The sequence below is a fragment of the Microbacterium sp. RU1D genome, assembly GCF_900156435.1.
Taxonomy (GTDB): domain Bacteria; phylum Actinomycetota; class Actinomycetes; order Actinomycetales; family Microbacteriaceae; genus Microbacterium.
The window spans coordinates 775,234-801,164 of record NZ_FTPQ01000001.1; the positions used below are offsets into that span (position 1 = coordinate 775,234).

Here is a 25,931-nt window from a genome sequence, read left to right on the forward strand (position 1 = left end):
TCTCCCGCACGAAGACGCCGTTCCGGTCCGCCGGGGCGGCGTCTTCGTCGTGACCGCCCGGTGTCGTGGGCGCAAGCCCGCCGCCCGTGGCATCCACCGAGCGTTGACTGTCCACGACATGCCGATCCCGGCGCTGCGGGGCGGCGTGTTCTGGACACTCGATGTTCATCCGCGCGGGTTCGCGTCTCGTCCACGCGGGGCGTATAGTCCACGTGGACTAGTCGAAACGGACCACTCAATGCGAAGGGGGAAAGGGATGCCGGAGAGCGCGCGCCTCACTCCTGTCGCGGTCATGATCCTCGCCACCCTCCGCGAGGGGGACATGCACACCTACGAGCTCGTGCGACTGCTGCGCGACCGCAAGGACGACCGCCTCGTGCCGCTGCAGAAGGGCACGATCTACCACACGGTCGCGCGTCTCGAGCGCGACGGTCTGCTCGCCGAAGTCGGCGTCGACCGCGACGGCAACCGTCCCGAACGCACCACCTACACGCTGCTCGACGCCGGCCGCCTCGCGGTCGAGGAGTGGGTGCGCACCGAACTGCCGCAGATCGAGCGCCCGACCGACTTCCGGGTCGCGCTCGCCGAAGCGCACAATCTCGAGCGCGACGACGTGGTCGCTCTGCTCGATCGACGCCGTGCCCTGCTCGTCGCCTCGGCGCACGAGCACCGCGCCGGTCTGGACGAGGCCGCCCGTCGCGACGTCCCCGTCCAATTCATGGTCGAGGTGCAGCGGCAGGCCGCCCTCCTCGACGCCGAACTCGCGTGGCAGGACGCCCTGCGTGCGCGCCTCGCCGACGGCTCCCTCGCCTGGGGGCCCGGCGAAATCCCGGAACACTTGACGAAATCACGCGTCTCGAAGGAGACCACCCCATGACCGATTCCCCCGCCGCATCCGCGGCATCCCCCTCGACCGGGTCCACCCGGACCGGGTCGTTCACGACCCCGGCGAAGAGCCCGTGGCCGGCCCTCTGGGCCCTCGTCATCGGCTTCTTCATGATCCTGGTCGACACGACGATCGTCTCGGTGGCGAACCCCGCCATCAAGGCGGCGCTCGACCCGAACACCAACAACCTCGACAACGTCGTGTGGGTGACGAGCGCGTACCTGCTCACCTACGCGGTGCCGCTGCTGATCACCGGTCGCCTCGGCGACCGCTTCGGCCCGAAGAACATCTACCTCACGGGCCTCGCGATCTTCACCCTCGCCTCGCTCGCGTGCGGTCTCGCGCCGACGCTCGAGGTGTTGATCGTCGCCCGCGCCGTGCAGGGCCTCGGCGCCGCGCTGATGACGCCGCAGACGATGGCCGTCATCACCCGCACCTTCCCGCCGCAGAACCGTGGCGCGGCGATGGGCCTGTGGGGCGCCACCGCCGGCGTGGCGACGCTGGTCGGTCCCCTCGCGGGAGGCCTGCTCGTCGACGGCCTCGGCTGGGAGTGGATCTTCTTCATCAACATCCCCGTCGGTGTCATCGGCTTCATCGCCGCTGTGGTGCTGGTCCCGCAGCTGCCGCGCACCGCGCACAAGTTCGACATCCTCGGGGTCGTCCTCAGCGCCGTCGGCCTCTTCCTCATCGTGTTCGGTCTGCAGGAGGGCGAGCACTTCTCGTGGGCGGCCTGGATCTGGGGCATGGTCATCGCCGGCGTCGCCGTCATGGCGGTGTTCGTGTGGACGCAGGCGCGCAGCACGGGCGAACCGCTCGTACCCCTCGACCTCTTCAAGGATCGCAACTTCTCGATCGCCAACCTGGCCATCGCCGCCGTCGGCTTCACCGTGACGAGCATGGCGCTGCCCCAGATGTTCTACCTCCAGTTGGCCCGGGGCCTCACTCCCACCGAATCCGCGCTGCTGCTCATCCCGCTCGCGATCCTGTCGGGCGTGCTCGCGCCCTTCGCGGGCAAGCTGCTCGACCGTACCGATCCGCGCTTCCTGCTCGTGCCGGGCCTGCTGCTCGTCGGCGGTTCGCTGGGTCTATACACCGCGCTCATCCTGAACGACGCCCCCATCTGGACGTTCCTCATCCCCGCGGCGTTCATGGGCATCGGCAACGCCGGAATGTGGGGCCCGCTGGCCACCACCGCCACGCGCAACCTCCCGCCGCGTCAGGCGGGCGCCGGCGCGGGCATCTACAACACCACCCGCACCGTCGGTTCCGTGATCGGCTCGGCATCCATCGCCGCCTTCATGCAGGCGCGCCTCGAGGCGAACCTGCCGGGGGCAGCGGATGCCGGGGCCAGCTTCGGATCCGGACCGCTCCCGGAGCAGGTGGTCGGCGGGTTCTCGCAGGCGATGGGCCAGTCGCTGCTGCTGCCGATCGTTGTAATCGCCGTCGGGCTCGTCGCGGTGCTGTTCATGCGCCGGCCGTCGATGATCCGCCCGCATGGCGCGCCGCGCGATGCGGCCACCGCGCAGCAGACCGCCCAGGCCGCTCCCGCCGCCGCGGGGGAGTAGGACCTGAACCCCGGACGCCGTCACCCCGCGCGGGTGGCGGCGTCCGTTGTTCCGGGTGGGAGCTCGTGAACCGCGAGGCTCGGCGACCACGTCGGCCCGGGCGGGGTCATCCTCGATGCTGCGCGATGAGTGCCCCGACCGCCCGCTCGCCCGCCGACTCACGCGTGTGCGTCTCGATCACGTCGAAGCCGGCGGCGTCCACTCGACGAGCCAGCTCCGACGCGGGCCAGCGGTACGCGCGCACGACGGCGTGGTCGAACGGCTCGATCGCGGGCCCGACGAAGAAGCCGAGCAGCACCGCGCCGCCGGGGCGGGTCACGCGCGCGAATTCGTTCAGCGGCGCCGAGATCGCCTCAGGCGCGTGGTGGATCGTCGAGAACCACGACAGGATGCCGCCGAAGGAGTCGTCGACGGCGTCCAGCCGATCGATCGAGCCGACGTCGAACCGGATGCCGGGATGCGCCGCTCGCGCATGCTCCACGAACCGTGGCGCGAGGTCGACCCCGCGCACGTCGAGGCCGAGATCGGCCAGATGCTCCGTCCAGTGGCCGGGGCCGCAGCCCGCGTCGAGCACCGGGCCCGTGAGTCCCGTGGCCCACGCGTTGACGATCGCGCGGTCGACCGGGTGCACGGCATCCATCGATCCGAGCGCCGCGATGTATTCGTCGGCGCGGGCGTCGTAGGCGTTCACGGGGCGGGTGGCGCCGCGGTCTCGGCATCCATGCGATCCAGCCAGTCGCGGACGGCCGCCCGCGTCAGCTCGGGGCGTTCGAGGTGCACGTTGTGGCCGGCGCCGTCCACCACGACGAAGCTGCCGCGCGGGTAATGTGCACGCAGGGAGAGACCGTCCTCGTATCCGACGACGTGGTCCTGGCGGCCGAAGAGGTGCAGCGCAGGCGCAGCGAACGGTTCCGGGTGGGTGCGCTCTGGCAGGTCGTCGAGCGCGTAATCCTTCGCGATCCGTTCCATGACGGCGTCGTCGGCACCGCGCAGCCCGGGGAGGACGAAGCGGCGGAACGAGTCGAGCGACGCGACATTTTGAAGCACGCTCTGCTCGGTGAAAGCGTCTCGGTCCGCGCCGGCTCGTTCCAAGGCGGCGGGGTCGCTGACCAGGACGGTCCGCGGCGGCACCGTCCTCGAGACATGATCGGCTTCGACCACGCCGGCGAGCGTCGCGACGCCGACAACGCGCTCGCGGCGCTCGTGGGCGACGAAACGAGCGAGCATTCCGCCGAAGGAGTTGCCGATGACGGCGAAGGACTCGCCTTGAAGGTGCGCGTCGATCTCGGCCAGGACGCCGGCGGCGACCTCGCGAGCGCTGGATACCGTCGTGGTCGCGGCGGCGAGGTGGGTCCACGGCAGGTCGATGTAGATCCGTCGCCACGGCATGCCGCTCGTCATCTGCTCGAGGGGGAGCATGATGCGGTGGTCGACGCCGAACCCGTGAAGGGCGATCAGGGGACGACCGGTGCCGGTCTCGAGAGCGATCACTCTTCGAGGCTACGACGTCGATTCGTGTCCGTCCTGCGCGGCCCTCACTCGTCGGAGCTGGAGTGCGCGCCGGGGTGCCCGCGCGGGCGAAAGCCGCGACGGGGTGAGGACGCTGGAGGCGGGTATCGCCTCGCCGTCAGCCGCGCGGCGGCGCGGTCGACCCGCGGACGATCAACTCGGACGAGAGCACCGCGGTCTCCTCCGGCGCGGTGCCGGCCATCGACTGCAGCAGCAGTTCCACGGCGAGGGCGCCCGATCGTGCGATCGGCATCCGGACCGTGGTCAGGCTCGGGGTGACGGCGCCGGCGAGCTCGATGTCGTCGATCCCGACGATGCTCACGTCGTCGGGGCATGACCGGCCGAGTTCGCCCATACCCGCCTCCAGACCGAGCGCGACGAGGTCGTTGTAGGCGATCACGGCGGTGGCGCCGCTGGCGATGGCGGCGGCGGCGCTCGCGCGGCCGCCTTGAATGGAAGCGGCGTGATTGCTCAGGCGGGTGAGGCGGATGCCGAAGCGCTCGCACGCGCGCGCGACGGTCTGCGCGCGCTGGTCGTCGGCCCACGAGCCGTACGGGCCGGAGGCGTACGCGAGGTGCGCGTGGCCGAGGGCGGCGAGGTGCTCGACCGCCTGACTCGGGCCGCGCTCGGCGTCCATGATCACGCAGACGGCTCCGGGGATGAGCCGGTTGATCACGACATGCGGGGTGTCCCCGATCAGCGCGAGCACGTCCGCCTCGGGGAGGCGCGGGGAACACAGAACGAGCCCGTCGGCCTTCCCGGCGAGTTCGATCGACTCACGCTCGCGTCGGAGGTCTTCGTCGGCGTCGTAGAGCACGATCCGGTGGCGGCCGTGCCACGCCTGCCCCTGGATGGCCTTGAGGAGGGTCGCATAGACCGGGTTCGCGGCATCCGGGACGAGGACCGCGATCGTGCGCGCGCCGGTCGCGACCTGCGCGGCGGCGTAACCGAGTTCGCTGGCGGCGGCGCGCACGCGCTCGAGCGTCGCCGGGGCCAGGCGGTCGGGCTCACCGAACGCGCGCGACGCTGTGGCGATCGAGACCCCGGCGTGCCGGGCCACGTCGGTGAGGGTCGCCGCCATCCGTGCTCCTTCGTGCTGTCGTCCCATCTTCGCGCATACCGTCGTGTAATCAGTTGACAACTTTGTACAAACACATCACACTGCTTGTATGTCGATCATCGATGATCCCTCTGCACCGACCGCGCGCCTGCGTCGCGACTCCTCGGTCGCCCTCCCCCCGGTCCCGGGCGCCGCGGGCATCCTGCACCTCGGTCTCGGCAGCTTCCACCGCGCGCACCAGGCGGTGTACACGGCGGCCGCGCTGCGTGCCGACGGCGGGGAGTGGGGGATCATCGGCGTGGCATCCCGCTCGCGTCGTGTCGTCGACGCGCTGCACGCGCAGGACCACCTCTACGCCGTCGCCACGGTCTCGCCCGACGGCACGACGCTCGCCATCCCCGGCGTCCACACCGACTCGTACGTCGCCGCCGACGACCCGGCCCGCGTCGTCGCCGACCTCGCCGATCCCGGGATCCGCGTCGTGACCCTCACGGTGACGGAGAACGGGTACAGCTTCTCGTCGGCGTCGCAGCACCTCGACGTGACCGATCCGCGCGTGCGGGCCGACCTGCGCGGCGGCGCGCCGACCTCGACCATCGGCCAGCTCGCTCGGGGCCTGCAGGCGCGCGCCGCTGCCGGCGGCGCTCCCGTCTCGATCCTGAGCTGCGACAACCTGCTTTCGAACGGATCGCACACCGAGAAGCTCGTCCGCGAGTTCCTCCAGGAGCTTCCGGATGCCGAGGGTGCCGACGTCCTGTCCTACCTCGACCGCGCCGTGACCTTCCCCTCGAGCATGGTCGACCGCATCGTCCCCTCGACCACCCCCGAACTGGCGGATCGTGTGGCCGGGCTCCTCGGCGTGCGCGACGACGTCCCCGTGCCGGCCGAGCCCTTCACGATGTGGGCCATCGAGGACCGCTTCGCCGGCGGCCGCCCCGCGTGGGAGGCCGGGGGTGCGGTGTTCACCGACGAGGTCGGCGCGTACGAGCAACTCAAGGTGCGCCTGCTCAACGGCACGCACTCCCTCATCGCCTACCTCGGCGCTCTGCGGGGTGTCCCGACGATCCCGGATGCCATCGCCCTGGCCGACGTCGAAGCCGCGGCGGCGGCCGTCCTGCGCGGCGAATACGAGCCCTCGGTCACCGCTCCCGTCGGTGTCGACATCGAGCAGTACGAGCGGGAGCTCTTCGCCCGGTGGGGCAACAGCGCGCTGGGGCACCGCACGAGCCAGGTGGGGTCCGACGGATCGGTCAAACTCGGCCAGCGCATCCCGGGCCCGATCGCCCACGCTCTCGACCGCGGCGAATTCCCGCACCTCATCGCGCTGACCGTGGCCGCCTACCTCGCCTGCATCGCTCCGCCGGCCGGGTTCGACCCCGGGCCGCACGCCGGAGCGATGACCGACCCCGCGAGAGAGCGGCTGACGGCGGTTCCGACGCGCGGCGGGCGGGACCTCGCGCACCGCGCCGTCGTCGACCTGCGGCTGTTCGGGGACGAGGTCGCTCACCGCACCGCATTCGTCGAGCGGGTCGGCGACCTCGTCGACACCATCGTGCAGCGCGGTGTCGAGAGCGCGATCTCCGACAGCCTCGCGGCGGCCGGCAGCCTGGCGCATCCCTCGACGTGAGCCCCATCCCCCGGCCCACATGGCGTTCACGGAGCGCCCCACCCGGCGCTCCCGAAGCGCAAGACGACAGGAAAGAGACGCGATGAAACTCCTCGCGATCCACGGCGCGGAAGACATCCGCTGGGAAGACCGCCCGACGCCCCAGCCGGGCGAGGGCGAGGTACGCCTGCGCGTGCGCTACGTCGGCATCTGCGGGTCGGACCTGCACTACTTCTTCCACGGGAAGAACGGTGAGTACGCCGTGCGCGAGCCCCTGACGCCGGGACATGAGCTCGCCGCCGAGGTCGACCTCGACCCCTCGGGCCGCCTGGCGCCGGGGACCCCGGTCACCGTGCACCCCGCACGGTTCGGGCCGGAGGTCGCCGGCCTCGAGGACCGCCCGCACCTGCGCGCGGGAGGCGACTACCTCGGCAGCGCGGCCGGCTTCCCGCACCGCCAGGGCGGGGCGGCCGAGCTGCTCATCGTCGAGGAGCACATGATCCGCGTGCTCCCCGAGGGGCTCTCGCTCGAACGAGCGGCGCTCGCCGAGCCCCTCGCCGTCGCGATCCACGCCGCGGGCCTCGCGGGCGACCTGACCGGGAAGCGCGCCCTCGTCATCGGCGCCGGCCCCATCGGTCTGCTCGTCGTCGCCGCGGCCGTGCACGCGGGTGCCGCCGTCGTGGGCGCCAGCGACGTCCGGCCCGAGCCCCTCGATCGGGCGCGCGCGCTGGGGGCGACCGAGACGTTCCTCGTGGGCACCGACGCGATCGACCCGGCGTCGTTCGACGTCGTCTTCGAGTGCTCGGGAGTCGGCGTCGCGCTGACCCAGGCTGTCCGCGCGGCCCGCCGTGCCGGCACGGTCGTGCAGGTCGGCATGCTCCCCGACGCGGAGATCGGCGTGAACCTCGCCCCGATGCTGGCCAAGGAGCTGACGCTGCGCGGCGCCTTCCGCTTCTCGACCGAGATCGACGACGCGATCGCCCTGCTCGTCTCCACCGACGCCCTCGACACGGTCGTCTCGCATGTCATCCCGGCCGCTGACGCGGTGACCGCTTTCGCCACCGCGCGCGACTCCTCGGCATCCGCCAAGGTCCTGCTTTCCCTCTGATCCGCTTCACCGAACATCATCATCACTACGAAGGAGTAATCCGATGAGCAGCTCTTCCGCCCCCGGCGTCGACGCGTCGTCGCCGACGCCCGTCGCCAAGCGATCCGTCGGCGACCTCGCCCGCGCGGCCGTCTCGGGCTGGCTCGGCACCGCACTGGAGTTCATGGACTTCCAGCTCTACTCGCTCGCCGCCGCCCTCGTCTTCAGCCAGATCTTCTTCGCCGGCGGTGACGCCGCGATGGCGGTCGTCCTGGCCATGGCGACCTACGGCGTGGGCTACGTGGCCCGTCCTGTCGGCGCGTTCTTCTTCGCCCGCATCGGCGACAGGATCGGCCGCAAGCAGGTGCTGTTCTACACGATCCTGCTCATGGGAGCGGCGACGACCCTCATCGGGGTCCTGCCCACGTACGAGCAGGTCGGCATCCTCGCCCCGATCCTCCTCGTCATCCTCCGCCTGGCCCAGGGTTTCGGCGCCGGCGCCGAGATCTCGGGCGCGGGCGTGATGCTCGCCGAGTACGCCCCCGACAACCGTCGTGGTGTCGTCGCCTCGCTCGTCGCGCTCGGCACGAACTGCGGCACGCTCTTCGCCTCCGGCATCTGGGCGATCCTGCTCGCCGTGATGATGGAGAGCGACGTCATCGCGTGGGGCTGGCGCATCCCCTTCATCGGCAGCGCCGTCATCATGCTGTTCGCCCTGTGGGTGCGCTTCAACCTCAAGGAAAGCCCGGTCTTCGAGGAGCGCACCGACGTCGTCGACGGCAAGGCGCTCTCGCGCGCCGAGCTGCAGAAGGTCGCCACCGAGACCAACGACATCCGCACGCTCGAGTCGCTGCAGAAGAAGCCGCTCAAGGCCGTGCTCGTGTCGTTCTTCCTGCGCTTCGGCCAGGCCGGCAACTCCGGCATCGTGCAGACCTACCTGATCTCGTTCATCACGATCACCCTCGCCGTCTCGAAGGAGGTCGGCCCCGAGATCGTCATCGTCTCGTCGCTGATCGGCTTCATCACCATCCCCGTGGTGGGCTTCCTCGGCGACAAGTTCGGCCGCCGTCGGATGTACATCGTGATGTCCGCGCTGTCGCTCCTGCTGATCGTCCCGACCCTGCTGCTGATCAACTCCCGCGACGTCGCCTGGATCTTCGTCGGCTACGCGCTGATCCACAACATCTCGGTGCTGGGTTTGGCATCCATGGAGAACATCTCCATCCCCGAGATCTTCGGCGCCCGCAACCGCTACACCCTGACGGCTGTGGTCCGCGAGATCGCCGCCATCGTCGCCACCGGCATCGGCCCGGTCGTCGCCGCCGCGTGGGTGGCCGCCGCGACCGGCAGCATCGTCCCGATCATGGTGCTCATGGGCGTCTTCACCGCCTCGGCGCTGGTCGCCGCGATCGTCGCCCCCGAGTGGACCGGTCGCGACCTGCGGGATCCCCGTCCCGCGATGTGAACGGCGGGGCCCGACGCCCCGCGTCCCGGGCGGGCTCGTGACGGCGAGCCCGCTCGGTATCCCTCTTCCCTCCTCCTCGAGAAAGTCCCCGCATGAGCATCGAATCCGTCGACGTCATCGTCACCAGCCCCGGCCGCAACTTCGTCACCCTCAAGGTCACCACCGGCGACGGCGTCGTCGGATGGGGGGATGCCACCCTCAACGGGCGCGAGCTGTCGGTCGCGTCGTACCTCTCCGACCACCTCGCGTCGATGCTCGTCGGCCGCGACGAGGACCGCATCGAAGACACCTGGCAGTACCTTTACCGCGGCGCGTACTGGCGTCGCGGACCTGTCACCATGGCCGCGATCGCCGCCGTCGACATGGCCCTGTGGGACATCAAGGCCAAGAAGGCCGGGATGCCGCTGTACCAGCTGCTCGGCGGGGCGAGCCGCGACGGCGTGCGGGTCTACGCGCACGCCTCGGGCACCGACTACGCCGCACTGTCGAACGCGATCACCGGATACCGCGAGCTCGGCTTCACCGCCGTGCGCGTGCAGACGGGCGTCCCCGGCCTCGGGCAGATCTACGGCGTCTCGGCCGCGGGCCCCGGCGTGCGCTACGACTACGAACCGGCCAAGCGCTCCGGCGATCGCCCCGCTGAGGAGACCTGGGACACCCGCCAGTACCTCACCCACATGCCCGGCGTCTTCGCGCAGATCCGCGAGGAATTCGGCACCGATCTGCGGATCCTTCACGACGGCCACCACCGGATGACGCCGATCGAGGCCGCGCGCTTCGCTAAGGACGTCGAGCCCTACGACCTGTTCTGGCTCGAGGACGCCACCCCCGGCGAGGACCAGACGGCGCTGCGCCTGATCCGCCAGCACTCTACGACCCCGCTCGCCATCGGCGAGGTCTTCAACACCGTGTTCGACTACCAGACGCTCATCACCGAGCGCCTCATCGACTACGTGCGCTCGGCCGTCACGCACACGGGCGGGATCACGGCGATGAAGAAACTCCTCGACTTCGCGGCGATCTACGGCATCCGCTCCGGCATCCACGGTCCGACCGACATCTCACCCGTCGGGATGGCGGCGGCCCTGCACCTGGATCTCGCGGTCCACAACTTCGGCATCCAGGAGTACATGCCGCACAACGAGCAGACGCTCGAGGTGTTCCGGACGAGCTTCACGTTCGACCAGGGCTTCCTGCACCCGGGCGATCAGCCCGGTCTCGGCGTCGAGCTCGACGAAGAGGCCGCCGGCGCGTTCGAGTACACGAAGGCGTATCTGCCGGTGAACCGCCTGCTGGATGGGACCGTCCATGACTGGTGAGCTCCCCGCCCGCACTCTCGCCTCGAAGCTCGTCGTCGTCGCCCGGGCGTCTGCCGCGTCGGATTACGCGCCGGTCCTCGCGGCCCTCTCCGACGGGGGCGTGCGGAGCGTCGAGCTGACGCTGACGACGCCGGGCACCTTCGACGCCTTCGCCGTGCTGCGATCGTCGTTCGACGGCGACCTCGGCATCGGCACGGTCACGAACCTCGCCCAGCTCGAGCGGGCGATCGAGGTCGGCGCCGACTACGTCGTGACGCCGATCACCTCGACGGCACTCGTCGAGCGGGCGGTGGATGCCGGGATGCCGATCGTGCCGGGCGGCCTCACCCCGACCGAGCTGTTCGCCTCGTGGTCGGCGGGCGCCTCCGCGGTGAAGGTCTTCCCGGCCGGACAGGTGGGCCCCGGGTACCTGAAAGACCTACGTGGCCCGTTCCCCGACATCGCCGTCGTCCCCTCCGGGGGAGTGGATGCCGACTCCGCGGCCGCGTGGCTGGCCGCGGGGGCCGTGGCGGTCAGCGTCGGCGGCCCGCTGCTCGGCGACGCGTTCCGTGGTGGCGACCTCGGAGCGCTGCGCGAGCGCGCGGAACGGTTCGTGGAGGTGTGCGCGTCGTGACGCGCGTGGTCACCCTCGGCGAGACCATGGCGCTCGCCCGCACCACCGAGATCGGGTCGCTCCGCCACGCGTCGGGGCTCGCGCTGGGCATCGGTGGGGCGGAGAGCAACGTCGCCGTGGGATTGCAGCGTCTCGGCATCGAGACGTCGTGGCTCGGCCGCGTCGGCGACGACCCCCTCGGGGAGCGCATCGTGCGCGAGCTGCGCGGCGAAGGCCTGGACGTGCGGGCCGTCTTCGACACCGCCGCCGCCACGGGCCTGATGATCAAGGAGCGTCCGTCCGCGGCATCCACCGCGGTCCACTACTACCGCCGTGGCTCGGCGGGATCCCGGTTGAGCGCCGCGGACGTGCCGGACGGCTGGATCGAGGAGGCCGCGCTGCTGCACGTCACGGGCATCACGCCCCTGCTGTCCGACACCGCCCGCTCCGCCGTGCTCGCGGTCGTTGAGAGGGCGCGCGCCGCCGGTGTGCCGGTGAGCTTCGACATCAACTACCGCTCGGCCCTGGCCGCCCCCGAGGTCGCGGGGCCGGTGCTGCGCGAGATCGCGGAGCGCGCGACCCTCGTGTTCGGCGGTATCGAGGAGCTCGACCTGCTGGGTCCTGATGCCACGACCTCACTCCTCGCGGCGGGAGCCGCGCAGGTGATCGTCAAACGCGGACCGGAAGGCGCCGCCGTCTTCACCCTCGACGACACGACCGAGGCGCTCGGCTTCGCGATCGAGCCGCTCGACACGGTCGGGGCGGGGGACGCCTTCGTGGCCGGCTATCTCAGCGCCTGGCTCGAGGGCCTGCCCACCGGGGACGCGCTGGTGCGCGGCAACGCCTGCGGCGCGATGGCCTGCCTCGTTCCCGGTGACTGGGAGGCGGCCCCGACGCGCCGCGATCTCGAGCGTTTCCTCGCCGGCGGTGGGGACCCGGTGCGGCGCTGATGCCCCGCGGCGCCGCGAGGCGCGATCGCGCCGACGAAGGCTCGCGTCTCCGCGATCGCCGTCAGTCCTGCGCGACCTTCGCCGCGATGTCGGTGCGGAACTGCCCGCCCTCGAGGCCGATGCGCTCGAGCCCCGCGTAGGCGGCCTCGCGCGCCTCGGCGAAGGTCGTGCCCGTCGCGACGACGCTCAGCACGCGTCCGCCGGTCGCGACGAGCTCGCCGCCGCGCTGAGCGGTGGCCGCGTGCGCGACGTGCACGCCATCGACCTCCTCGGCCTCGTCGACACCGGTCAGCACGCGACCGGTGAGCGGCGCCTCGGGGTAGCCCTCGCTCGCGAGCACGACGGTGACGGCGGTGGCCTCGGCGAAGGCCGGGCGGGGCTCGTCCTCGAGCGTGCCGGATGCCGCGGCCAGCAGCAGCCGCGACAGCGGGTCGACCAGGCGCGGCAGCACGACCTGCGTCTCGGGGTCGCCGAAGCGGGCGTTGAATTCGATGACCTTCACGCCCTGCTCGGTGAGGATCAGCCCGGCGTAGAGCAGTCCGATGAACGGGGTGCCCTCGGCATCCATCTGTCGGATCACGGGCTCGGCGATCACGCGCCTGACGTGGTCGACGAACGTGTCCTCGTCGCCGAAGCGCTCCGAGAGCCACGGCAGCGGCGAGTACGCGCCCATGCCGCCGGTGTTGGGGCCCTCGTCGCCGTCGCGGAGGCGCTTGAAGTCCTGCGCGGGGCTGAGGGGGGCGACGTGGTCGCCGTCGCTGAGGAAGAAGAGCGAGACCTCGGGCCCGGAGAGGAACTCCTCGATGAGCACGGCGCCGGTCGGCAGGTAGGTCTCGGCGTGGACGATCGCGGCCGCGCGGTCGCTCGTCACGATGACGCCCTTGCCCGCGGCGAGGCCATCGGCCTTGACCACGTACGGCGCACCGTACTCGTCGAGGGCGGCCTCGACGGAGGCGAGGTCGTGCGCGCGCGCCGAGCGTCCGGTGGGCACGCCCGCGGCATCCATGATCCGCTTGGCGTAGGTCTTGGAGCCCTCGAGCTGAGCCGCCGCCTTGCCCGGGCCGAACACCGGGATGCCGTGCGCACGCAGCGGGTCGGCGACGCCAGCGACGAGCGGAGCCTCGGGACCGACGACGACGAGGTCGATTGCCTCGTTCTTCGCGAAGGTCAGCACGGCGGTGGGGTCGAGGGGGTCGAGGTCGACCAGGTGCGCCTCGCGCGCGATGCCGGCGTTGCCCGGTGCGGCGAAGATCGCGTGCGAGGCCTCTTCCGAGCGCAGCGCGAGGATGATGGCGTGCTCGCGCGCGCCCGAACCGAGGACCAGGATTCTCACGCGGCCAGCCTACCGAGCGAGGGGCACCGGCTCCGGCGTGCGGGGTCGCGGGGCGCCGCGCGGGAGGTTGGCCCAGGCTCCGTGCCTCAGCCGGGTGGCGAGGGTGCGCGGATCGCCGAGGTTGTGCGAAGGAGCCTCTCGGCACCGCCGCGCCCTGATCGCCGTCTCGCCGCCCCCCCGGCACCGCCCCCGAGTACCGTGGATGCCATGCCCCCTCGCCGCATCGAGACCGGAGACGGACGCGCCGCCCTCGCCGCCGTGGCCGCCGGAGACGCGCCGCGTCCGGCGACCGCCACCGCGGTGCGCTACCTGCTGCAACTGCTGGCCGAGAAGGCACCGGGCAACTCCGTTGAGATGCGCGTGCCGCCCTTCGGCGCGGTGCAGGTGATCGAGGGCCCGCGGCACACGCGCGGGACCCCGCCCAACGTCGTCGAAACCGACGCCGCGACCTGGATCGCCGTCGCCACCGGCGAGGAGCACTGGACGGATGCCGTGACCGCGGGCCGCATCGTCGCCTCCGGCGTCCGCGCCGACCTGAGCGCGCTGCTCCCGCTGCGCCCGTAGGCCCCGGCCCGGCCCCCGGGCCCCCAGGCCCCCCGCCCCCCGCCCGCCCGCGCCGCCATCCCGCCCGGCCCCCGCCGCCCCCAACGGACCCGCGATGCGCGAGATGACCCGGCTTTCGTGCGAATCGCCGGTCATCTCGCGAGAAGCCCGTCAGCTCGCGCACGATGCCCCCGACGCGCGGCCGGGAGCGCGGTGCCTCGACGCCGAAGAACCCGACCCGCGCGCGGCGCGGCGGTGGGACAATATGCGTATGTCCGACCAGCCCGCATACGAACGACCGATGTACGTCCGCGACGACATCGAGACCGTCACGGTGCGCCGCGCTCCCAAGTACGGCGTCTTCCTGGCTGCGGGTGCCTTCCTCGGCATCCTCGTGGCCCTCATCCTCACGGTCGCCATCGACGGCACCGACGTGAGCCCCTACACGCAGGTCGTGTACTCCGAGATGCAGGTCTTCGGCTTCACGGCCCTCATCTGCGTCGTGGCGGGCGTGGCTCTCGCCGCGATCGTCGCCCTGGTCTTCGAGCGCGTCCTCGGCGGGCGCACCCGTCAGGTGACCGTCGACCACGAGCAGTTCGAGGTCTGAGCGTCACGCCAGCTCGGCGATGATCGGGTGGATCGCGGTGTCGAACGCCACCACGTCGCTGCGAAGCCCGTCGGTCACCGCGACCGTCAGCGAGCCGATCCACCACACGCCCCGCTGAGCCAGGGGCAGCACCTGCACGTTCAGTTCGAAGGAGTGCGCCCGGCGGCCGACGACCCGCTCGTGCGCCGCGATCGCACTGGCGTAGGCGCGGTACGACACCCCCGGCCGGGCCGCCGACTCCCGCGCGTAGCGGTCGTGGGCCAGTCGGGCGAAGTCGACGGCGTCGTCGGCATGCCGGGCGATGGCCCTGCGCAGCGTGTCGGCGCCCTCGACCGGCAGGGCGACGAGGGTGTCGAAACCGTCCACCAACTCGAGCGGCACGGGGGAGGGATGCGCCTGCGGCTCCACCGTCAGGGCCCAGTAGCTCCGCCACTCGCGCTCTAGCAGGTCCTGCGCGGCATCCGTGCGTTCATCGACGATCGGCGGCGGAACCCGCCGGAGCGCCGGCAGCTCGTCGGGGGAGCGGATGCCGAGCACCTGGCGCAGATAGAGCGCGACGAGCACCGGTTGCGCCGCGTCTTCGCGGATCACCCACTCCGGCTGGCCGCCCGTCATGCGCACATTGTAGGGACGCGCAACGGGGTGAGGGGCGACCCTTGCGCCGACGGCGGGACGCCCGCGCGTGTCCGCCCGGGTAGTCTGTTGCGGTGGCCTCCGCTCCCCACGAAAACCCGTACTCCGCCGCAGGCGTCGACACCGCCGCCGGAGATCTCGCCGTCGAACTGATGAAGTCGGCCGTGCGTCGCACGCACGGACCCGAGGTGCTCGGCGGGGTCGGCGGTTTCGCCGGTCTCTTCGATGCGGCCGCCCTGCGCGACTACGCCAAGCCGCTGCTCGCGACCAGCACCGACGGCGTCGGCACGAAGGTCGCGATCGCCCAGGCGATCGACAAGCACGACACGATCGGCGAAGACCTCGTCGGCATGGTGGTCGACGACATCGTCGTCGTGGGTGCGCGCCCCCTCTTCATGACGGACTACATCGCGTGCGGCAAGGTCGTACCGACCCGCATCGCCGACATCGTCGCGGGCATCGCGCGCGGCTGCGCCATGACGGGCACCGCGCTCGTCGGCGGCGAGACCGCGGAGCACCCGGGCCTGCTGGGCGTCGACGACTACGACGTCGCGGGGGCGGCGACGGGTGTCGTGGAGGCCGACCGCGTGCTCGGTGCCGACCGCGTGCGGGGCGGCGACGTCGTCCTCGCGCTCGCCTCGAGCGGACTGCACTCCAACGGCTACTCGCTCGTGCGCCACATCATCACCGGCGCGGGCATCGCCTACGGCGCCGCCTCGGCCGAGCTCGGCGTCACGTGGGGCGAGGCGCTCCTCGAGCCCACGCGCCTGTACACCTCGCCGCTGCTGCGTCTGCTCGACGACGCGGCGGTGGGCTCCGGCATCCATTCCCTCAGCCACGTCACCGGCGGCGGCATCGCGGCGAACCTCGCGCGCGTGCTGCCGCAAAACACGTGGGTCGACGTCGACCGCTCGACGTGGAGCCCCTCGCCGGTGTTCCGCGTGCTGGCCGATCTGGGCGGGCTCGAGCTCACGGCGACCGAGGGCACGTGGAACCTCGGCATCGGCTTCCTCGCCGTCGTCGCCCCCGAGATCGCGGATGCCGCGACCGCGGCGCTGCAGGCCGACGGCATCGCGACCTGGCAGGTCGGCGTCGTGCGCGACGACGCCCGCCCCGAGGGCGACTACGAACAGGGCGCGAAGGGCGTCGACGGCGGAGCCGTGCGTCTCGTCGGCTCGTACGCGGATGCCGGTCACCCGGCGAACGGAGCGAACTAACTCTTCATGTGCGGCATCGTCGGCATGGCCGGACAGGGTCCGGTCAACCAGGAGATCTACGACGCGCTCCTCCTCCTCCAGCACCGGGGGCAGGACTCCACGGGCATGGCCACCGCCGAGTCCAGCGGCGTGTTCCACATCCACAAGGCCCGCGGCCAGGTGCGCGAGGCCTTCCGCACGCGCGACATGCGGGCCCTCCTCGGCGACATCGGCCTCGGGCACGTGCGCTACGCGACCAAGGGCACGGCATCCAACGAAGAAGAGGCGCAGCCCTTCTACGTCAACGCCCCCTACGGCATCGTGCTGGTGCACAACGGCAACCTGACGAACACGCGCGAACTCACGCGCGAGCTGTTCAGCAAGGACCGCCGGCACCTCAACACCAGCAGCGACACCGAGCTGCTCGTGAACATCCTCGGTTCCGAGCTGCAGTCCGAGATCACCGGCCCCGACCTCGACCCCGCCCAGGTGTTCCGCGCCGTCTCGCGCGTGCACGAGCGCGTCGAGGGCTCCTACGCCTCGATCGCCCTCATCGCGGGCTACGGTCTGCTCGCGTTCCGTGACCCGTTCGGCATCCGTCCGCTCATCCTCGGCAAGCGCCCCGCCGCCCAGGTGCCCGGCGGCGAGCCGCGCGACGAGTGGATCGTGGCCTCCGAGTCGCTCGTGCTCGAGAACGGCGGCTTCGAGGTCGTGCGCGACGTCGAGCCCGGCGAGGCGGTGTTCATCAGCCTCGACGGCACCCTGCACGCGCAGCAGTGCGCCGAGAAGACGATGCTCGCGCCGTGCTCGTTCGAGTACGTCTACCTCGCGCGCCCGGACTCGGTCATGAACGGCGTCTCGGTGTACGAGACGCGCCTGCGCATGGGCGAGCGCCTCGCCGACACCGTCGCGAAGTACACCCCTGCGGGTGCCATCGACGTCGTCATGCCGATCCCGGACTCGGCGCGTCCGGCGGCGATGCAGGTGGCCCGTAAGCTCGGCATCGAGTACCGCGAGGGCTTCTACAAGAATCGCTACGTCGGCCGCACCTTCATCATGCCCGGCCAGGCGGTGCGCAAGAAGAGCGTGCGCCAGAAGCTCAACGCGATGTCGACCGAGTTCCAGGGCAAGAACGTCCTCCTCGTCGACGACTCGATCGTGCGCGGGACGACGAGCCGCGAGATCATCCAGATGGCTCGGGATGCCGGGGCCAAGAGCGTGACGTTCGCCTCGGCCGCACCTCCCGTGCGCTACCCCCACGTGTACGGCATCAACATGCCCTCGCGTCACGAGCTGGTCGCCCACGGCCGCACGATCCCCGAGATCGCCGAGGAACTGGGCTGCGACTACCTCGTGTACCAGGAGGTCGACGACCTGAAGGCCGCGATCATGGAGGGCACCGACCTCGTCGACCTCGACATGAGCTGCTTCGACGGGCGCTACGTCACGGGCACCGTGTCGGAGGAGTACCTCGCCTGGGTCGAGGGCAGCCAGGAATCTTGACCCGCCGCGCGGCGGGGACGCTGGCGCTGGCCGCCGCGGCCATCGTGCTGCTCGCGCTGACGCTGCGCATCGCGGTGGCATCCCTCTCGCCGCTGCTCGTCGTGATCGGCCGCGACTTCCCGCTGCCGGCTGCGGTGGTGGGGCTCATCGGCATGGCGCCTCCCGTGGCGTTCGCGCTGTCGGGCATGGTCGCCCCCGCGATCGAACGACGACTCGGGCTCGAACGCAGCGTGCTGATCGCCGCGATCGTCGCCGCGAGCATGCTGGGCCTGCGGGCGGCCGCGGTCGACGCGTGGACGCTGCTGGCCGCGACGGCGGGCGTGTTCGCGGCGGTGGGCGTGGCCAACGTGTTGATCCCCGCGGTGGTGAAGAAGTACTTCCCCGAGCGCATCGGACTGATGACCACGGTGTACACGACCACGATGGCGGTCGCGACCTTCACGCCGCCGCTGGTCGCGGTGCCGCTGGCCGCGGCGGTCGGATGGCGCGGGTCGTTCGTGTTGTGGGCGGTCGTCGCCCTCTCGGCCGTCGTGCCGTGGATCGCGATGAGCCTGCGGGCGCGCGCCTCACGCGCCGACCTGGTGGAAGAGCCCCGCACCTCGGTGCTGTCGCGCATCGTGCGGGTCCCGCAGACGTGGGCGCTCGTGGTCACGTTCGCGGTGAACTCCTCGATCGCGTACGGCCTGTTCGCCTGGCTGCCGCCCCTGCTGATCGACGTGGCCGGGGTCGATGCCGCCGCGGCCGGGGGCTTGCTCGCGCTGTTCTCGTTCATGGGGCTGCCGGTGTCGCTCGTCGTACCGCTGCTCGTGCAGCGGATCGGGCGGACGACGCCGTTCTACGCCGTGGCCGTGTTCTCGGGCCTGCTCGGTGCCGGCGGCCTGCTGTTCGCCCCGACCGCGGCGACCGTGCTGTGGGTCGTGCTGATCGGCATCCCTCCGCTGCTCTTCCCGATGGTGCTCGTGCTGTTCGGGCTGCGCACCCGGTCGCACGAGACGGCGGTCGCGCTGAGTGGGCTCGTGCAGAGCGTGGGCTACGGTCTTGCCGCGCTGATGCCGCTCGCCATCGGCGTGACCCACGAGATCACCGGCGGGTGGACGGCGGCGCTCGTGCTGCTCGGCTGCGCCGTCGCGTGCGCGGTGCCCGCGGGAATCGTCGTCGCGCGACGCGAGACGATCGAGGACGCCTGGGAGCGACGCACCGGCCGCACCTGGTGACGGATCGACGCAGCTGCGTTCATCGCGAGATGGACGCGCGAACGGCGGTGACGAAAACGTCACCGCCGTTCAACATCGAGGGTCGGCGAAAAGCGCTGTCGCTCACCCGGCGCTGGCGCGTCGGCGGGATGGCTCGAAGGGAAGGCGTCAGGCCTTCTCGTCCTCGTATTCGTCGGCGTACTGGTCGGCCCACTTGTCGACGTACGCGTCTTCACCCGCCTCGGGTGCGCCGAGTTCGCGCTCGAGTGCCGAGTAGTTCACCGAGTAGGTGTCGTACTTCAGCTCACGGGCGATCTTGGTGTTCTTCGCCTTCTGACGGCCACGCCCCATGCGAGACCCCCTCACGATCGACGTCGAGGGCCGCGTTGCGGGGCCCTGCGTATTGCGGTTCCGGACCGAGCCGGTAAGAGTAACAGCCAGGATATCACGGCGCATTCCGGCCCAGCCGTCCGGCCCGACCGAGCGGCGATGGGCGGCTCGGCGCCGGATGGCGAGAGGAGCAGGCATGACCGATCAGTCCCGTTCGAACGTCGCCGCGGGTGCGGTGATAGCGGGCGTGGTCCCCGGGCAGTCGCCGCGGGTCGTCCGCGAGGCCGCCCGTTACGCGGCGCTCTCCGGTGCGCCCCTCGTGATCGTCCACGTCGACACGACCCGCTTCGTCGCGTTCGAAGACCCCGACGGCTACGTGCACTCCTCCACGGTCGACGTGGCGGGGGCGGCGTCGAAGGCTGCGCTGGAAGAGGTGCGTCGCGCGGCCACCGAGGCCCTGGCCGACGACGACGTGAGCTGGAGCGTGCGGCAGGAGATCGGCGACCCCGCCTTGGCCCTCATCCACCTGGCCGACGAGCTCGGGGCGTCGCTCCTCGTCGTCGGCACGCGAAAGCGCGGGCTGGGCGAGTCGCTGCGGGAGTTCCTCACCGGATCGGTAGCCGCCCGCCTGACCCATCGTCAGCGCCGGCCGGTGCTCGTGGTCCCGTTGGGGGAGCCGGCCGGCGCCGACGATCAGCTGCCGTGGGAATGACGCGCTAGCCGCGCAGCGCGTGGGCGACCGCGTCCGACGCCTGCTGCAGCGCCGCCTCGATCCCGTCGACCCCGGATGCCGACAGCTCGCCGCCGCGGGCGACGTGCGCGCGGAGCTCCGAGCGCACGCGGCCGCGGAACTCGGTGATCGCCGCGTCGGCGCGCGACAGCTGCTCGCGGCTGCGCGAGCGTGCGTCGTCGACGGGCGCGGCGTCGGCCTGCTCGCGCTCCCCGCGGGAGGCGGCGGCGAGGTCGGCGCGCAGGCTCCGCATCGCGTCGCGGACGCTTCCGCGCACTTCGTCGGCGATCAGGCGCACGCTGTCGGCGAGTCCGGCCTGGATGCCCTCGAGATCGCCGGAGCGCTCGGCGACCTCGGCACGACCGGCATCCGTGATCTCGTAGACGGTCTTGCGGCCGTCGACGGTCTTGGTCACGAGGCCCTCTTCCTCGAGCTTCGACAGCCGCGGGTAGATGGTGCCCGCGGACGGCGAGTAGGTGCCGCCCGTGCGTTCCGAGAGGGCCTGCATGAGGTCGTAGCCGTGACGCGGCGCCTCGTCGAGGAGGCTGAGGATGTACAGGCGCAGGTCTCCGTGGGAGAAGACGGGGCTCATCACCACTCCTCCTCTCCGGCGAGCTCTTCCGGACGCAGGCCCGAGATGCCGCGGCGCAGCACCGTGATCTCGCCCGAGACGGTGTTGGCCCGCACGTCGACGAAGTTGCCGGCGAGGGTGCCCGTCGATCCCGTGAAGGTGGTGGGGCCCTTGCCCGAGCGCACGGCGCCGTCGATCTGCACCCGGCCGCTGACGGAGCGGGAGACGTAGTTCGCGGGCAGCGAGCGGTCGAGGCGGACCGTCGCGGTTCCGCTGACGGAGTTCAGCGAGATCGACTGGGTGGGGCCGCTGGAGTCCACCAGCATCGCGCCCGACACGGTGTCGATCGAGGCCTTCGTGATGCGGCCGGTGGCCGCCACGTCGCCCGAGACGCTGTTGGCGCTCAACGCGCCGTCGAGCTCGCGCACCTGCAGGTCGCCGGAAACGGCGTTCAGGTCGACATCGCCCACGAGACCGTCGACGATGATGTCGCCCGACACCGTGTTCAGGCGCACGTCGCTGCGCAGGCCCGCGACCAGCGCGCTGGCGCTGACGACGCCGAGCGTGAGGGCGACGGTGCGGGGCACGGCGACGCTGATCTCGGCCTTGGGGCCGCCGGCGCCGAAGTTGCGGAACACCTCGAGGAAGTTGTCCCACCGCAGCTGCGGGTGGTCGATCTCGAGGCGGCCGTCGGCCATCTCGATCCGGAGGTCTTTGACGGTGACGCCGTGCACCTCGATACGGGCGTCGGACTCGTCATGGGCGATCACGTCGACCTGTCCGCCGACGAGGCCGATCTTCAGCTCGCGCAGCGCCGCGACGTCGATGACGCGCGTCTCGCCGGGGTGGACGATCCATTTCTCCATGGTGGGGCTCCTCACTCGCGATATATCGCGTTGAGCCCAGTATCGCGATATATCGCGAGTTCGTCAACCCACACGAGGGCCGAGCGGGCCCGGCGGTTTCGACCGGCTCAGCCACCTCGATGCGGGGTGCCGCTGGCTTCGGCGGGCGCGGCGGCACTGGGGCCCCGCGACAGCACCGAGCCGAGGTCCCTGAGCCTGTGGAAGGGACCGCGACGGGCGGAGACGACGGATGCCACGCCCTCGGTGAGGACGTGGCATCCGGGGCGGGCGAACCCGCCGGGAGTCGAGGCGACGCGCACCCGAAACGCGTCGCGCTCGATCGGGTCAGACGGGCTTGCGACCGCTGATGAGGCGGAACAGCAGCACGATGAGGGCGATGAGGCCGACGATGATGGCGATCCACAGCAGGAAGTTGGCCGCCTGGCCGAGTCCGCTGAAGATGGCGATGACGATCGCGGCGATGATGATGATGATCAGGAAGATGTTCATGGGGGGCTCCTTCTTCCCCGCGCGATGGCGCGGGACCTGGCGAGTCGGTCGATCCGTCCCTCACCGCGCCGGGCGCAGCACGGAACGGGTGATCGGTATCCACCATGCCACCGCGTCGGACGGCGGCCACCGGGGTTGACGCTGCGCGAAACCGGCTGGTAGCCGCGCGGATGTCAACCCTGCGGACGTCGTGACGAGCGCGGCCGTAGCGTCGGAGACCCCCACGGAAGGAGACGATCATGCCCCAGGGGCGAGGATCCAACAGCCTGAAAGACCCCGAGCTCTACGAGGAGCTGCGCAAGCAGGGCGACTCGAAGGAGAAGGCGGCCCGTATCTCGAACGCCGCCGCCGCGCAGGGACGCGATGCGGTCGGCGAGAAAGGCGGTCACGCGGAGAACTACGAGGACCGCACCGTCGACGAGCTGAAGAAGCGCGCGAAGGAGCTCGGCATCACCGGCTACTCCGGTAAGAAGAAGGCGGAGCTCATCGACATGCTCCGCTCGCACTGACGCGCATGGCGCGGCTGATCCGCGTCCGGCCCTACGAGGATCCGGGTTACCGACGGGTGCGCCACGGGTCGGGGTTCCGCTTCGTCGACCACACCGGTGCGGCCGTCCCGGAGCGCGACGCCGAGCGTGCGCGAGGCCTGGTCATCCCGCCGGCGTGGCGCGAAGTGTGGATCGCCCGGGAGCCGAATGCGCACATCCAGGCGGTCGGCACCGACGAAGCCGGAAGGCGTCAGTACACCTACCACGCCGACTGGTCGAAGCGGCAGGACAAGGGCAAGTTCTCCCGCGCCCTGCAGCTCGCCGCAGCCCTGCCGCGCGCTCGCGCCCGGGCGACGCAGTCGCTGCGGCGGAGCGAGATCGACCGGGAGCGGGTGCTGGCGGCGTCGTTCCGGCTTCTCGATCTCGTCGCACCCCGCGTCGGCAACGCGCGCTACTTCGTCACGAACGGCAGTCGCGGGCTCACCACCCTCCAGCGCAGGGATGCCACGATCGAGGGCGATCTCATCCGCCTGTCGTTCCCGGCGAAGAGCGGCAAGCGCGCCGACCTGCGCGTGCACGATGCCGAACTGGCATCCCTCATCGAAGAACTCGCTCTCGGACGTTCGCGGGCGGCGCTGCTGAGCTACAAGCGGGGGAGGCGGCGCGTGCCGTTGACGCCGGGCGATGTCAACGCGTACGTGCGCTCGCTCACCGGTGGACCGTTCAGCGCGAAGGATTTCCGTACGCTCCGCGGCACGATCATCGCCGCCGAGTCGCTCGCCAAGGCGGGGGCCGTCGGCGGGAAGAACGAGCGCAAGAAGGCCGAGGTCGCCGCCGTCCGCGCGACGGCCGAGGCGCTCGGCAACACCCCCGCCGTGGCGCGGTCGAGCTACATCGACCCCCGCGTCTTCTCGCTCTACCGCAAGGGCCGCACGATGGACCTGGGTGGATCGAAGGATGCCGCGATCAGGCGCCTGATCCTCGGGGAGTGACCGCGTCGACCACGTCGGGAAGCTCCGGGACGGGCACGATCACGACGTCCTGGATCTTCCAGTCGAGCCCCGCGCACGCCTCGCGCGCGTCTTCGATGTCGGCGATCGCGACCTTCCGGCGGCGCGGGACGACGAAGGCCTCGATGTGGAAGACGTGCCCCTCGTCGCGCACCCGGCTCCCGGCCTCGCGGACCCAGGGGAGGTCCGCGAGGTACTGATCCACCCGTCCCACGAGCGGGTGCGGTTGCGTGTCGTCGAAGGTCGTCGCGCGGGCGTCCATCAGGTCGACGACGGCGGCGCGCAAATTGCTCACCCCGTCGTGCACGATGCTTCCGGCGATGAAGACGGCGGCCGCGGCATCCATCCACCACAGGCCCACCCCGATGCCGAGGACTCCGACGATGGTGCCGAGCGAGGTCATCCAGTCGGCCTTGTTCATGTCGGCGTCGGCGTAGAGCACCTTGTCGTGCAGTTGGCGGGCGAGTCCGAGCTTGAGCCTGCCGACCATCACCGGCGGGACCGCGGTCACCGCCATCACGGCGATCATGAGCCAGCCCAGCCAGACGGTGGCGCCGAAGAGGTTCACCGTGCCGATCGTGGGGTGCTCCGCCGTCACGAGAGAGATGCCGGAGTCGACGATGAGGAACCCGCCCATCGCGGTGAGGGCGACGGCCGCGACGAGGTGCCCCACGGCCACCGAGCGGTGCAGCCCGTAGGGATGCCGCACCGTGGGACGGTGCCGCGCCAGGCGCACGGCGACGAGGAACGCCAGCGGTGGGATGAACGACAGCAGGTCCTCGATCCACGCGGCCTTCATGGCCTGGGAATTGCCCAGGACGAGGAACACCGCGGTGGCCGTGACGACGAGGAACGCGATGGTGATCCATTCCAGCCGCACCGCGCGGCGCAGCACCTGCGCCTGCTCCGGGGGCAGCGTCGTGCGCCCGAACCGGGCCGTCGACCCGGTCACGGCGCCGTCCCCTTCCGCGTCGCCTCTGCGGTGAGGAAGGTCTCCAGCTCCGACACGAACGCGTTCTCCCCCAGCGGGACGAGCATGACGAGCTTCACGGTCGACCCGTCGGCGAGGGTGGACTCCGCGTACGGCCGGGTCATGCCGGCCTTGTTCGTCCACGGGGTCTCGTCGGTGAGGCCGCCCGCGACCACGTCGAGGTCGCCGTTCTCGAGGCCGCGCACGAGAGCCTCCTCGCTGCCGACCGTCCACTCGACCGTCGCGTCGTGCGCCCGGGCGAACGCGCGCAGCGCGTCGGCCTCGGTTCCGGCCGGCTGGTCGTCGCCGAGGCGGATCCAGTCGCCGTTCGGCGAGACGCCCGCCCGCAGCGTCCCGCCCTCGACGGCCTCGAGCGTTCCCTCCGGATCAGCGGGGATGCGGATGCCGCACCCGGCCGTCAGCAGAACCGCCAGCCCGAGCGCGAGCGCGGCGACCCCTCGTGGTCTGAGCATGGGTCCTCCACAGTGTGTCGACGCTCCGCATCGTGCGCCGGTGGCACGCGCGCTGTCGCGGGGGTTGCGGGCGCCGTCGTGTCGGTCGTATGCGGACATCGCGCTCCGGGCGGAAGGGTCGGACCGCGCGGGCGTAGGGTGGCGCGGTGAGCATGTGGCGTGACGTCGTCCTCGTCGCCGTCGGCGGCGCGATCGGCACGGCGGCCCGCGCGGGCCTGACCCTCGCGCTCGGTGACGACCTGGGGTCCGCCCTCGTTCCGCTGATCAACGTCGTGGGGGCGTTCGCGATCGGCATCCTGTTCGGATGGCGGGCCCGGATGCCGGAGTCCTCGCGCGCGCAGCGCGTGCAGCTCTTCGTCGGCACGGGGGTGCTGGGCGGATTCACGACCTACAGCGCGCTCGCCGTGGAGTCGGCCGATCTCGCGCTGCTGTGGTGGGGCGTCGCGACGGTGATCGTCGGCACCGCGGCCGCGTGGGGCGGAGTCCTCATCGGACGCGGGGGGAGGGCCCGATGACGCCCCTCGTCTTCCTCTCCGTGGCCGTCGCCGGCGGTGTCGGTGCGGCGCTGCGGTACCTGCTCGACGTCGCGATCCGTCGGCGCACGGGGGAGCGGTTCCCGCGGGGCATCCTCGTCGTCAATCTGACCGGGGCGCTGGTGCTCGGCATCCTGACCCCCCTCCCCGCGGACGAGGCCTGGCGCGGGATCCTCGGCACGGGGCTGCTCGGCGGATACACGACCTTCAGCGCGGTCGCGGTGACCACGGCGCTGCTGGCGGAGGAGGGGCGGACGCGGGCTGCGGTCTCGTACGCGGTGCTGTCGTTCGTCGGATCGGTGGTCGCCGCAGCCCTCGGTCTGACGCTGGGCTCGCTGCTCTGAGCCGCGCCCGCGAGCGAAGGGCCGTGGGATACTGGGGTTTGGATACACCCCTGTATCGAACCGTGACCCTGAAGGGGCCT

The 25,931-nt window shown here is 71.5% G+C and carries 29 protein-coding genes; 18 read left to right on the forward strand and 11 right to left on the reverse strand.

Translation table 11 applies throughout. The features are described from left to right. The first annotated feature begins 256 nt into the window (after positions 1-256). Positions 257-877 carry a PadR family transcriptional regulator gene (locus B0B15_RS03525; RefSeq protein WP_076673326.1) on the forward strand — a complete coding sequence of 207 codons (621 nt, stop codon included), beginning with the start codon at positions 257-259 and terminating at the stop codon, positions 875-877. Further along, positions 874-2,451, forward strand: a complete 1,578-nt coding sequence (locus tag B0B15_RS03530) for a DHA2 family efflux MFS transporter permease subunit (RefSeq protein WP_076673328.1) — start codon at positions 874-876, stop codon at positions 2,449-2,451. Before B0B15_RS03525 ends, B0B15_RS03530 begins: the two co-directional genes overlap by 4 nt. Before the next feature lie 106 nt (positions 2,452-2,557). Here B0B15_RS03530 and B0B15_RS16160 read toward each other — a convergent pair whose 3' ends face one another. From B0B15_RS16160 to B0B15_RS03545, 3 genes are all read right to left on the reverse strand, one after another. Next, positions 2,558-3,142 (reverse strand): class I SAM-dependent methyltransferase, encoded by a 585-nt coding sequence (locus B0B15_RS16160; protein WP_076673330.1) that lies wholly within the window; start codon positions 3,140-3,142, stop codon positions 2,558-2,560. Further along, positions 3,139-3,942: an alpha/beta fold hydrolase gene (locus B0B15_RS16165; RefSeq protein ID WP_076673331.1), complete on the reverse strand. Its 804-nt coding sequence runs from the start codon at positions 3,940-3,942 to the stop codon at positions 3,139-3,141. Before B0B15_RS16165 ends, B0B15_RS16160 begins: the two co-directional genes overlap by 4 nt. A gap of 136 nt (positions 3,943-4,078) precedes the next feature. Next, positions 4,079-5,041, reverse strand: coding sequence for a LacI family DNA-binding transcriptional regulator (locus tag B0B15_RS03545; RefSeq protein WP_076673333.1), 963 nt, complete (start codon positions 5,039-5,041; stop codon positions 4,079-4,081). 88 nt (positions 5,042-5,129) lie between these two features. On the opposite strand from B0B15_RS03545, the gene B0B15_RS03550 reads away from it, so the two are divergent. From B0B15_RS03550 to B0B15_RS03575, 6 genes are all read left to right on the forward strand, one after another. Further along, positions 5,130-6,647: a mannitol dehydrogenase family protein gene (locus B0B15_RS03550; RefSeq protein WP_076673335.1), complete on the forward strand. Its 1,518-nt coding sequence runs from the start codon at positions 5,130-5,132 to the stop codon at positions 6,645-6,647. An 82-nt stretch (positions 6,648-6,729) separates the two neighbouring features. Beyond that, positions 6,730-7,734, forward strand: coding sequence for an L-idonate 5-dehydrogenase (locus tag B0B15_RS03555; protein WP_076673337.1), 1,005 nt, complete (start codon positions 6,730-6,732; stop codon positions 7,732-7,734). 43 nt (positions 7,735-7,777) lie between these two features. Continuing rightward, complete coding sequence (locus B0B15_RS03560; RefSeq protein ID WP_076673339.1) at positions 7,778-9,178, forward strand: MFS transporter; 1,401 nt, start codon at positions 7,778-7,780, stop codon at positions 9,176-9,178. A gap of 92 nt (positions 9,179-9,270) precedes the next feature. After that, a complete protein-coding gene (gene manD / locus B0B15_RS03565) occupies positions 9,271-10,497 on the forward strand; it encodes a D-mannonate dehydratase ManD (protein WP_076673340.1) in 1,227 nt (408 codons plus the stop codon). After that, complete coding sequence (locus B0B15_RS03570) at positions 10,487-11,110, forward strand: bifunctional 4-hydroxy-2-oxoglutarate aldolase/2-dehydro-3-deoxy-phosphogluconate aldolase (RefSeq protein WP_076673342.1); 624 nt, start codon at positions 10,487-10,489, stop codon at positions 11,108-11,110. Before manD ends, B0B15_RS03570 begins: the two co-directional genes overlap by 11 nt. Further along, positions 11,107-12,039 (forward strand): sugar kinase, encoded by a 933-nt coding sequence (locus B0B15_RS03575; RefSeq protein WP_076675131.1) that lies wholly within the window; start codon positions 11,107-11,109, stop codon positions 12,037-12,039. The genes B0B15_RS03570 and B0B15_RS03575 overlap by 4 nt, the downstream gene beginning before the upstream one ends. A 61-nt stretch (positions 12,040-12,100) precedes the next feature. Here B0B15_RS03575 and purD read toward each other — a convergent pair whose 3' ends face one another. Then, entirely contained in the window at positions 12,101-13,372 is a 1,272-nt protein-coding gene (purD, locus tag B0B15_RS03580) for a phosphoribosylamine--glycine ligase (RefSeq protein WP_076673343.1), read from the reverse strand. 207 nt (positions 13,373-13,579) lie between these two features. Between purD and B0B15_RS03585 the strand changes: the two genes are divergently transcribed. Further along, positions 13,580-13,936, forward strand: a complete 357-nt coding sequence (locus B0B15_RS03585) for a sterol carrier family protein (RefSeq protein WP_076673345.1) — start codon at positions 13,580-13,582, stop codon at positions 13,934-13,936. Positions 13,937-14,186: 250 nt separating this feature from the next. Then, positions 14,187-14,522 carry a potassium transporter Trk gene (locus B0B15_RS03590; protein ID WP_076675132.1) on the forward strand — a complete coding sequence of 112 codons (336 nt, stop codon included), beginning with the start codon at positions 14,187-14,189 and terminating at the stop codon, positions 14,520-14,522. A gap of 3 nt (positions 14,523-14,525) precedes the next feature. Here B0B15_RS03590 and B0B15_RS03595 read toward each other — a convergent pair whose 3' ends face one another. Further along, positions 14,526-15,137 (reverse strand): zinc-binding alcohol dehydrogenase, encoded by a 612-nt coding sequence (locus B0B15_RS03595; RefSeq protein ID WP_076673346.1) that lies wholly within the window; start codon positions 15,135-15,137, stop codon positions 14,526-14,528. A gap of 92 nt (positions 15,138-15,229) precedes the next feature. On the opposite strand from B0B15_RS03595, the gene purM reads away from it, so the two are divergent. From purM to B0B15_RS03610, 3 genes are read left to right on the forward strand one after another with little or no spacing between them, the layout of a single operon-like run. Then, a complete protein-coding gene (purM, locus tag B0B15_RS03600; protein WP_076673348.1) occupies positions 15,230-16,372 on the forward strand; it encodes a phosphoribosylformylglycinamidine cyclo-ligase in 1,143 nt (380 codons plus the stop codon). 6 nt (positions 16,373-16,378) lie between these two features. Continuing rightward, positions 16,379-17,854 carry an amidophosphoribosyltransferase gene (gene purF / locus B0B15_RS03605; RefSeq protein WP_076673349.1) on the forward strand — a complete coding sequence of 492 codons (1,476 nt, stop codon included), beginning with the start codon at positions 16,379-16,381 and terminating at the stop codon, positions 17,852-17,854. Next, on the forward strand, positions 17,851-19,068 hold the full coding sequence (locus B0B15_RS03610) for an MFS transporter (protein WP_083708843.1): 1,218 nt from the start codon (positions 17,851-17,853) through the stop codon (positions 19,066-19,068). Before purF ends, B0B15_RS03610 begins: the two co-directional genes overlap by 4 nt. 147 nt (positions 19,069-19,215) lie before the next feature. On the opposite strand, the gene B0B15_RS03615 is transcribed toward B0B15_RS03610, so the two are convergent. Further along, on the reverse strand, positions 19,216-19,398 hold the full coding sequence (locus tag B0B15_RS03615; RefSeq protein WP_076673353.1) for a DUF3073 domain-containing protein: 183 nt from the start codon (positions 19,396-19,398) through the stop codon (positions 19,216-19,218). Between the two features lie 175 nt (positions 19,399-19,573). Here B0B15_RS03615 and B0B15_RS03620 point away from each other — a divergent pair, with 175 nt between their 5' ends. After that, positions 19,574-20,089 carry a universal stress protein gene (locus B0B15_RS03620; protein ID WP_076673354.1) on the forward strand — a complete coding sequence of 172 codons (516 nt, stop codon included), beginning with the start codon at positions 19,574-19,576 and terminating at the stop codon, positions 20,087-20,089. A 4-nt stretch (positions 20,090-20,093) separates the two neighbouring features. Here B0B15_RS03620 and B0B15_RS03625 read toward each other — a convergent pair whose 3' ends face one another. The 3 genes from B0B15_RS03625 to B0B15_RS16415 form a co-directional block, all read right to left on the reverse strand. Continuing rightward, positions 20,094-20,699 carry a PadR family transcriptional regulator gene (locus B0B15_RS03625; protein WP_076673356.1) on the reverse strand — a complete coding sequence of 202 codons (606 nt, stop codon included), beginning with the start codon at positions 20,697-20,699 and terminating at the stop codon, positions 20,094-20,096. Continuing rightward, positions 20,699-21,544, reverse strand: coding sequence for a DUF4097 family beta strand repeat-containing protein (locus tag B0B15_RS03630; protein ID WP_076673358.1), 846 nt, complete (start codon positions 21,542-21,544; stop codon positions 20,699-20,701). Before B0B15_RS03630 ends, B0B15_RS03625 begins: the two co-directional genes overlap by 1 nt. A 324-nt stretch (positions 21,545-21,868) precedes the next feature. After that, positions 21,869-22,033, reverse strand: coding sequence for a hypothetical protein (locus tag B0B15_RS16415; RefSeq protein ID WP_176776556.1), 165 nt, complete (start codon positions 22,031-22,033; stop codon positions 21,869-21,871). Between the two features lie 239 nt (positions 22,034-22,272). Between B0B15_RS16415 and B0B15_RS03635 the strand changes: the two genes are divergently transcribed. Beyond that, a complete protein-coding gene (locus B0B15_RS03635; RefSeq protein WP_076673359.1) occupies positions 22,273-22,542 on the forward strand; it encodes a DUF7218 family protein in 270 nt (89 codons plus the stop codon). Positions 22,543-22,547: 5 nt separating this feature from the next. Then, positions 22,548-23,513 carry a DNA topoisomerase IB gene (locus tag B0B15_RS03640; protein ID WP_076673361.1) on the forward strand — a complete coding sequence of 322 codons (966 nt, stop codon included), beginning with the start codon at positions 22,548-22,550 and terminating at the stop codon, positions 23,511-23,513. On the opposite strand, the gene B0B15_RS03645 is transcribed toward B0B15_RS03640, so the two are convergent. Together B0B15_RS03645 and B0B15_RS03650 are read right to left on the reverse strand one after the other, a co-directional pair. Beyond that, on the reverse strand, positions 23,488-24,483 hold the full coding sequence (locus B0B15_RS03645) for a cation diffusion facilitator family transporter (protein WP_076673363.1): 996 nt from the start codon (positions 24,481-24,483) through the stop codon (positions 23,488-23,490). The genes B0B15_RS03640 and B0B15_RS03645 overlap by 26 nt on opposite strands. Beyond that, on the reverse strand, positions 24,480-24,974 hold the full coding sequence (locus B0B15_RS03650; protein WP_076673365.1) for a transporter substrate-binding domain-containing protein: 495 nt from the start codon (positions 24,972-24,974) through the stop codon (positions 24,480-24,482). Before B0B15_RS03650 ends, B0B15_RS03645 begins: the two co-directional genes overlap by 4 nt. Positions 24,975-25,126: 152 nt before the next feature. Between B0B15_RS03650 and B0B15_RS03655 the strand changes: the two genes are divergently transcribed. After that, the gene (locus B0B15_RS03655) at positions 25,127-25,489 is read left to right on the forward strand and encodes a fluoride efflux transporter FluC (RefSeq protein ID WP_076675134.1); all 363 of its coding nucleotides are present in this window, start codon (positions 25,127-25,129) and stop codon (positions 25,487-25,489) included. Next, entirely contained in the window at positions 25,486-25,851 is a 366-nt protein-coding gene (crcB, locus tag B0B15_RS03660) for a fluoride efflux transporter CrcB (RefSeq protein ID WP_076673367.1), read from the forward strand. Before B0B15_RS03655 ends, crcB begins: the two co-directional genes overlap by 4 nt. Positions 25,852-25,931: the final 80 nt, after the last annotated feature.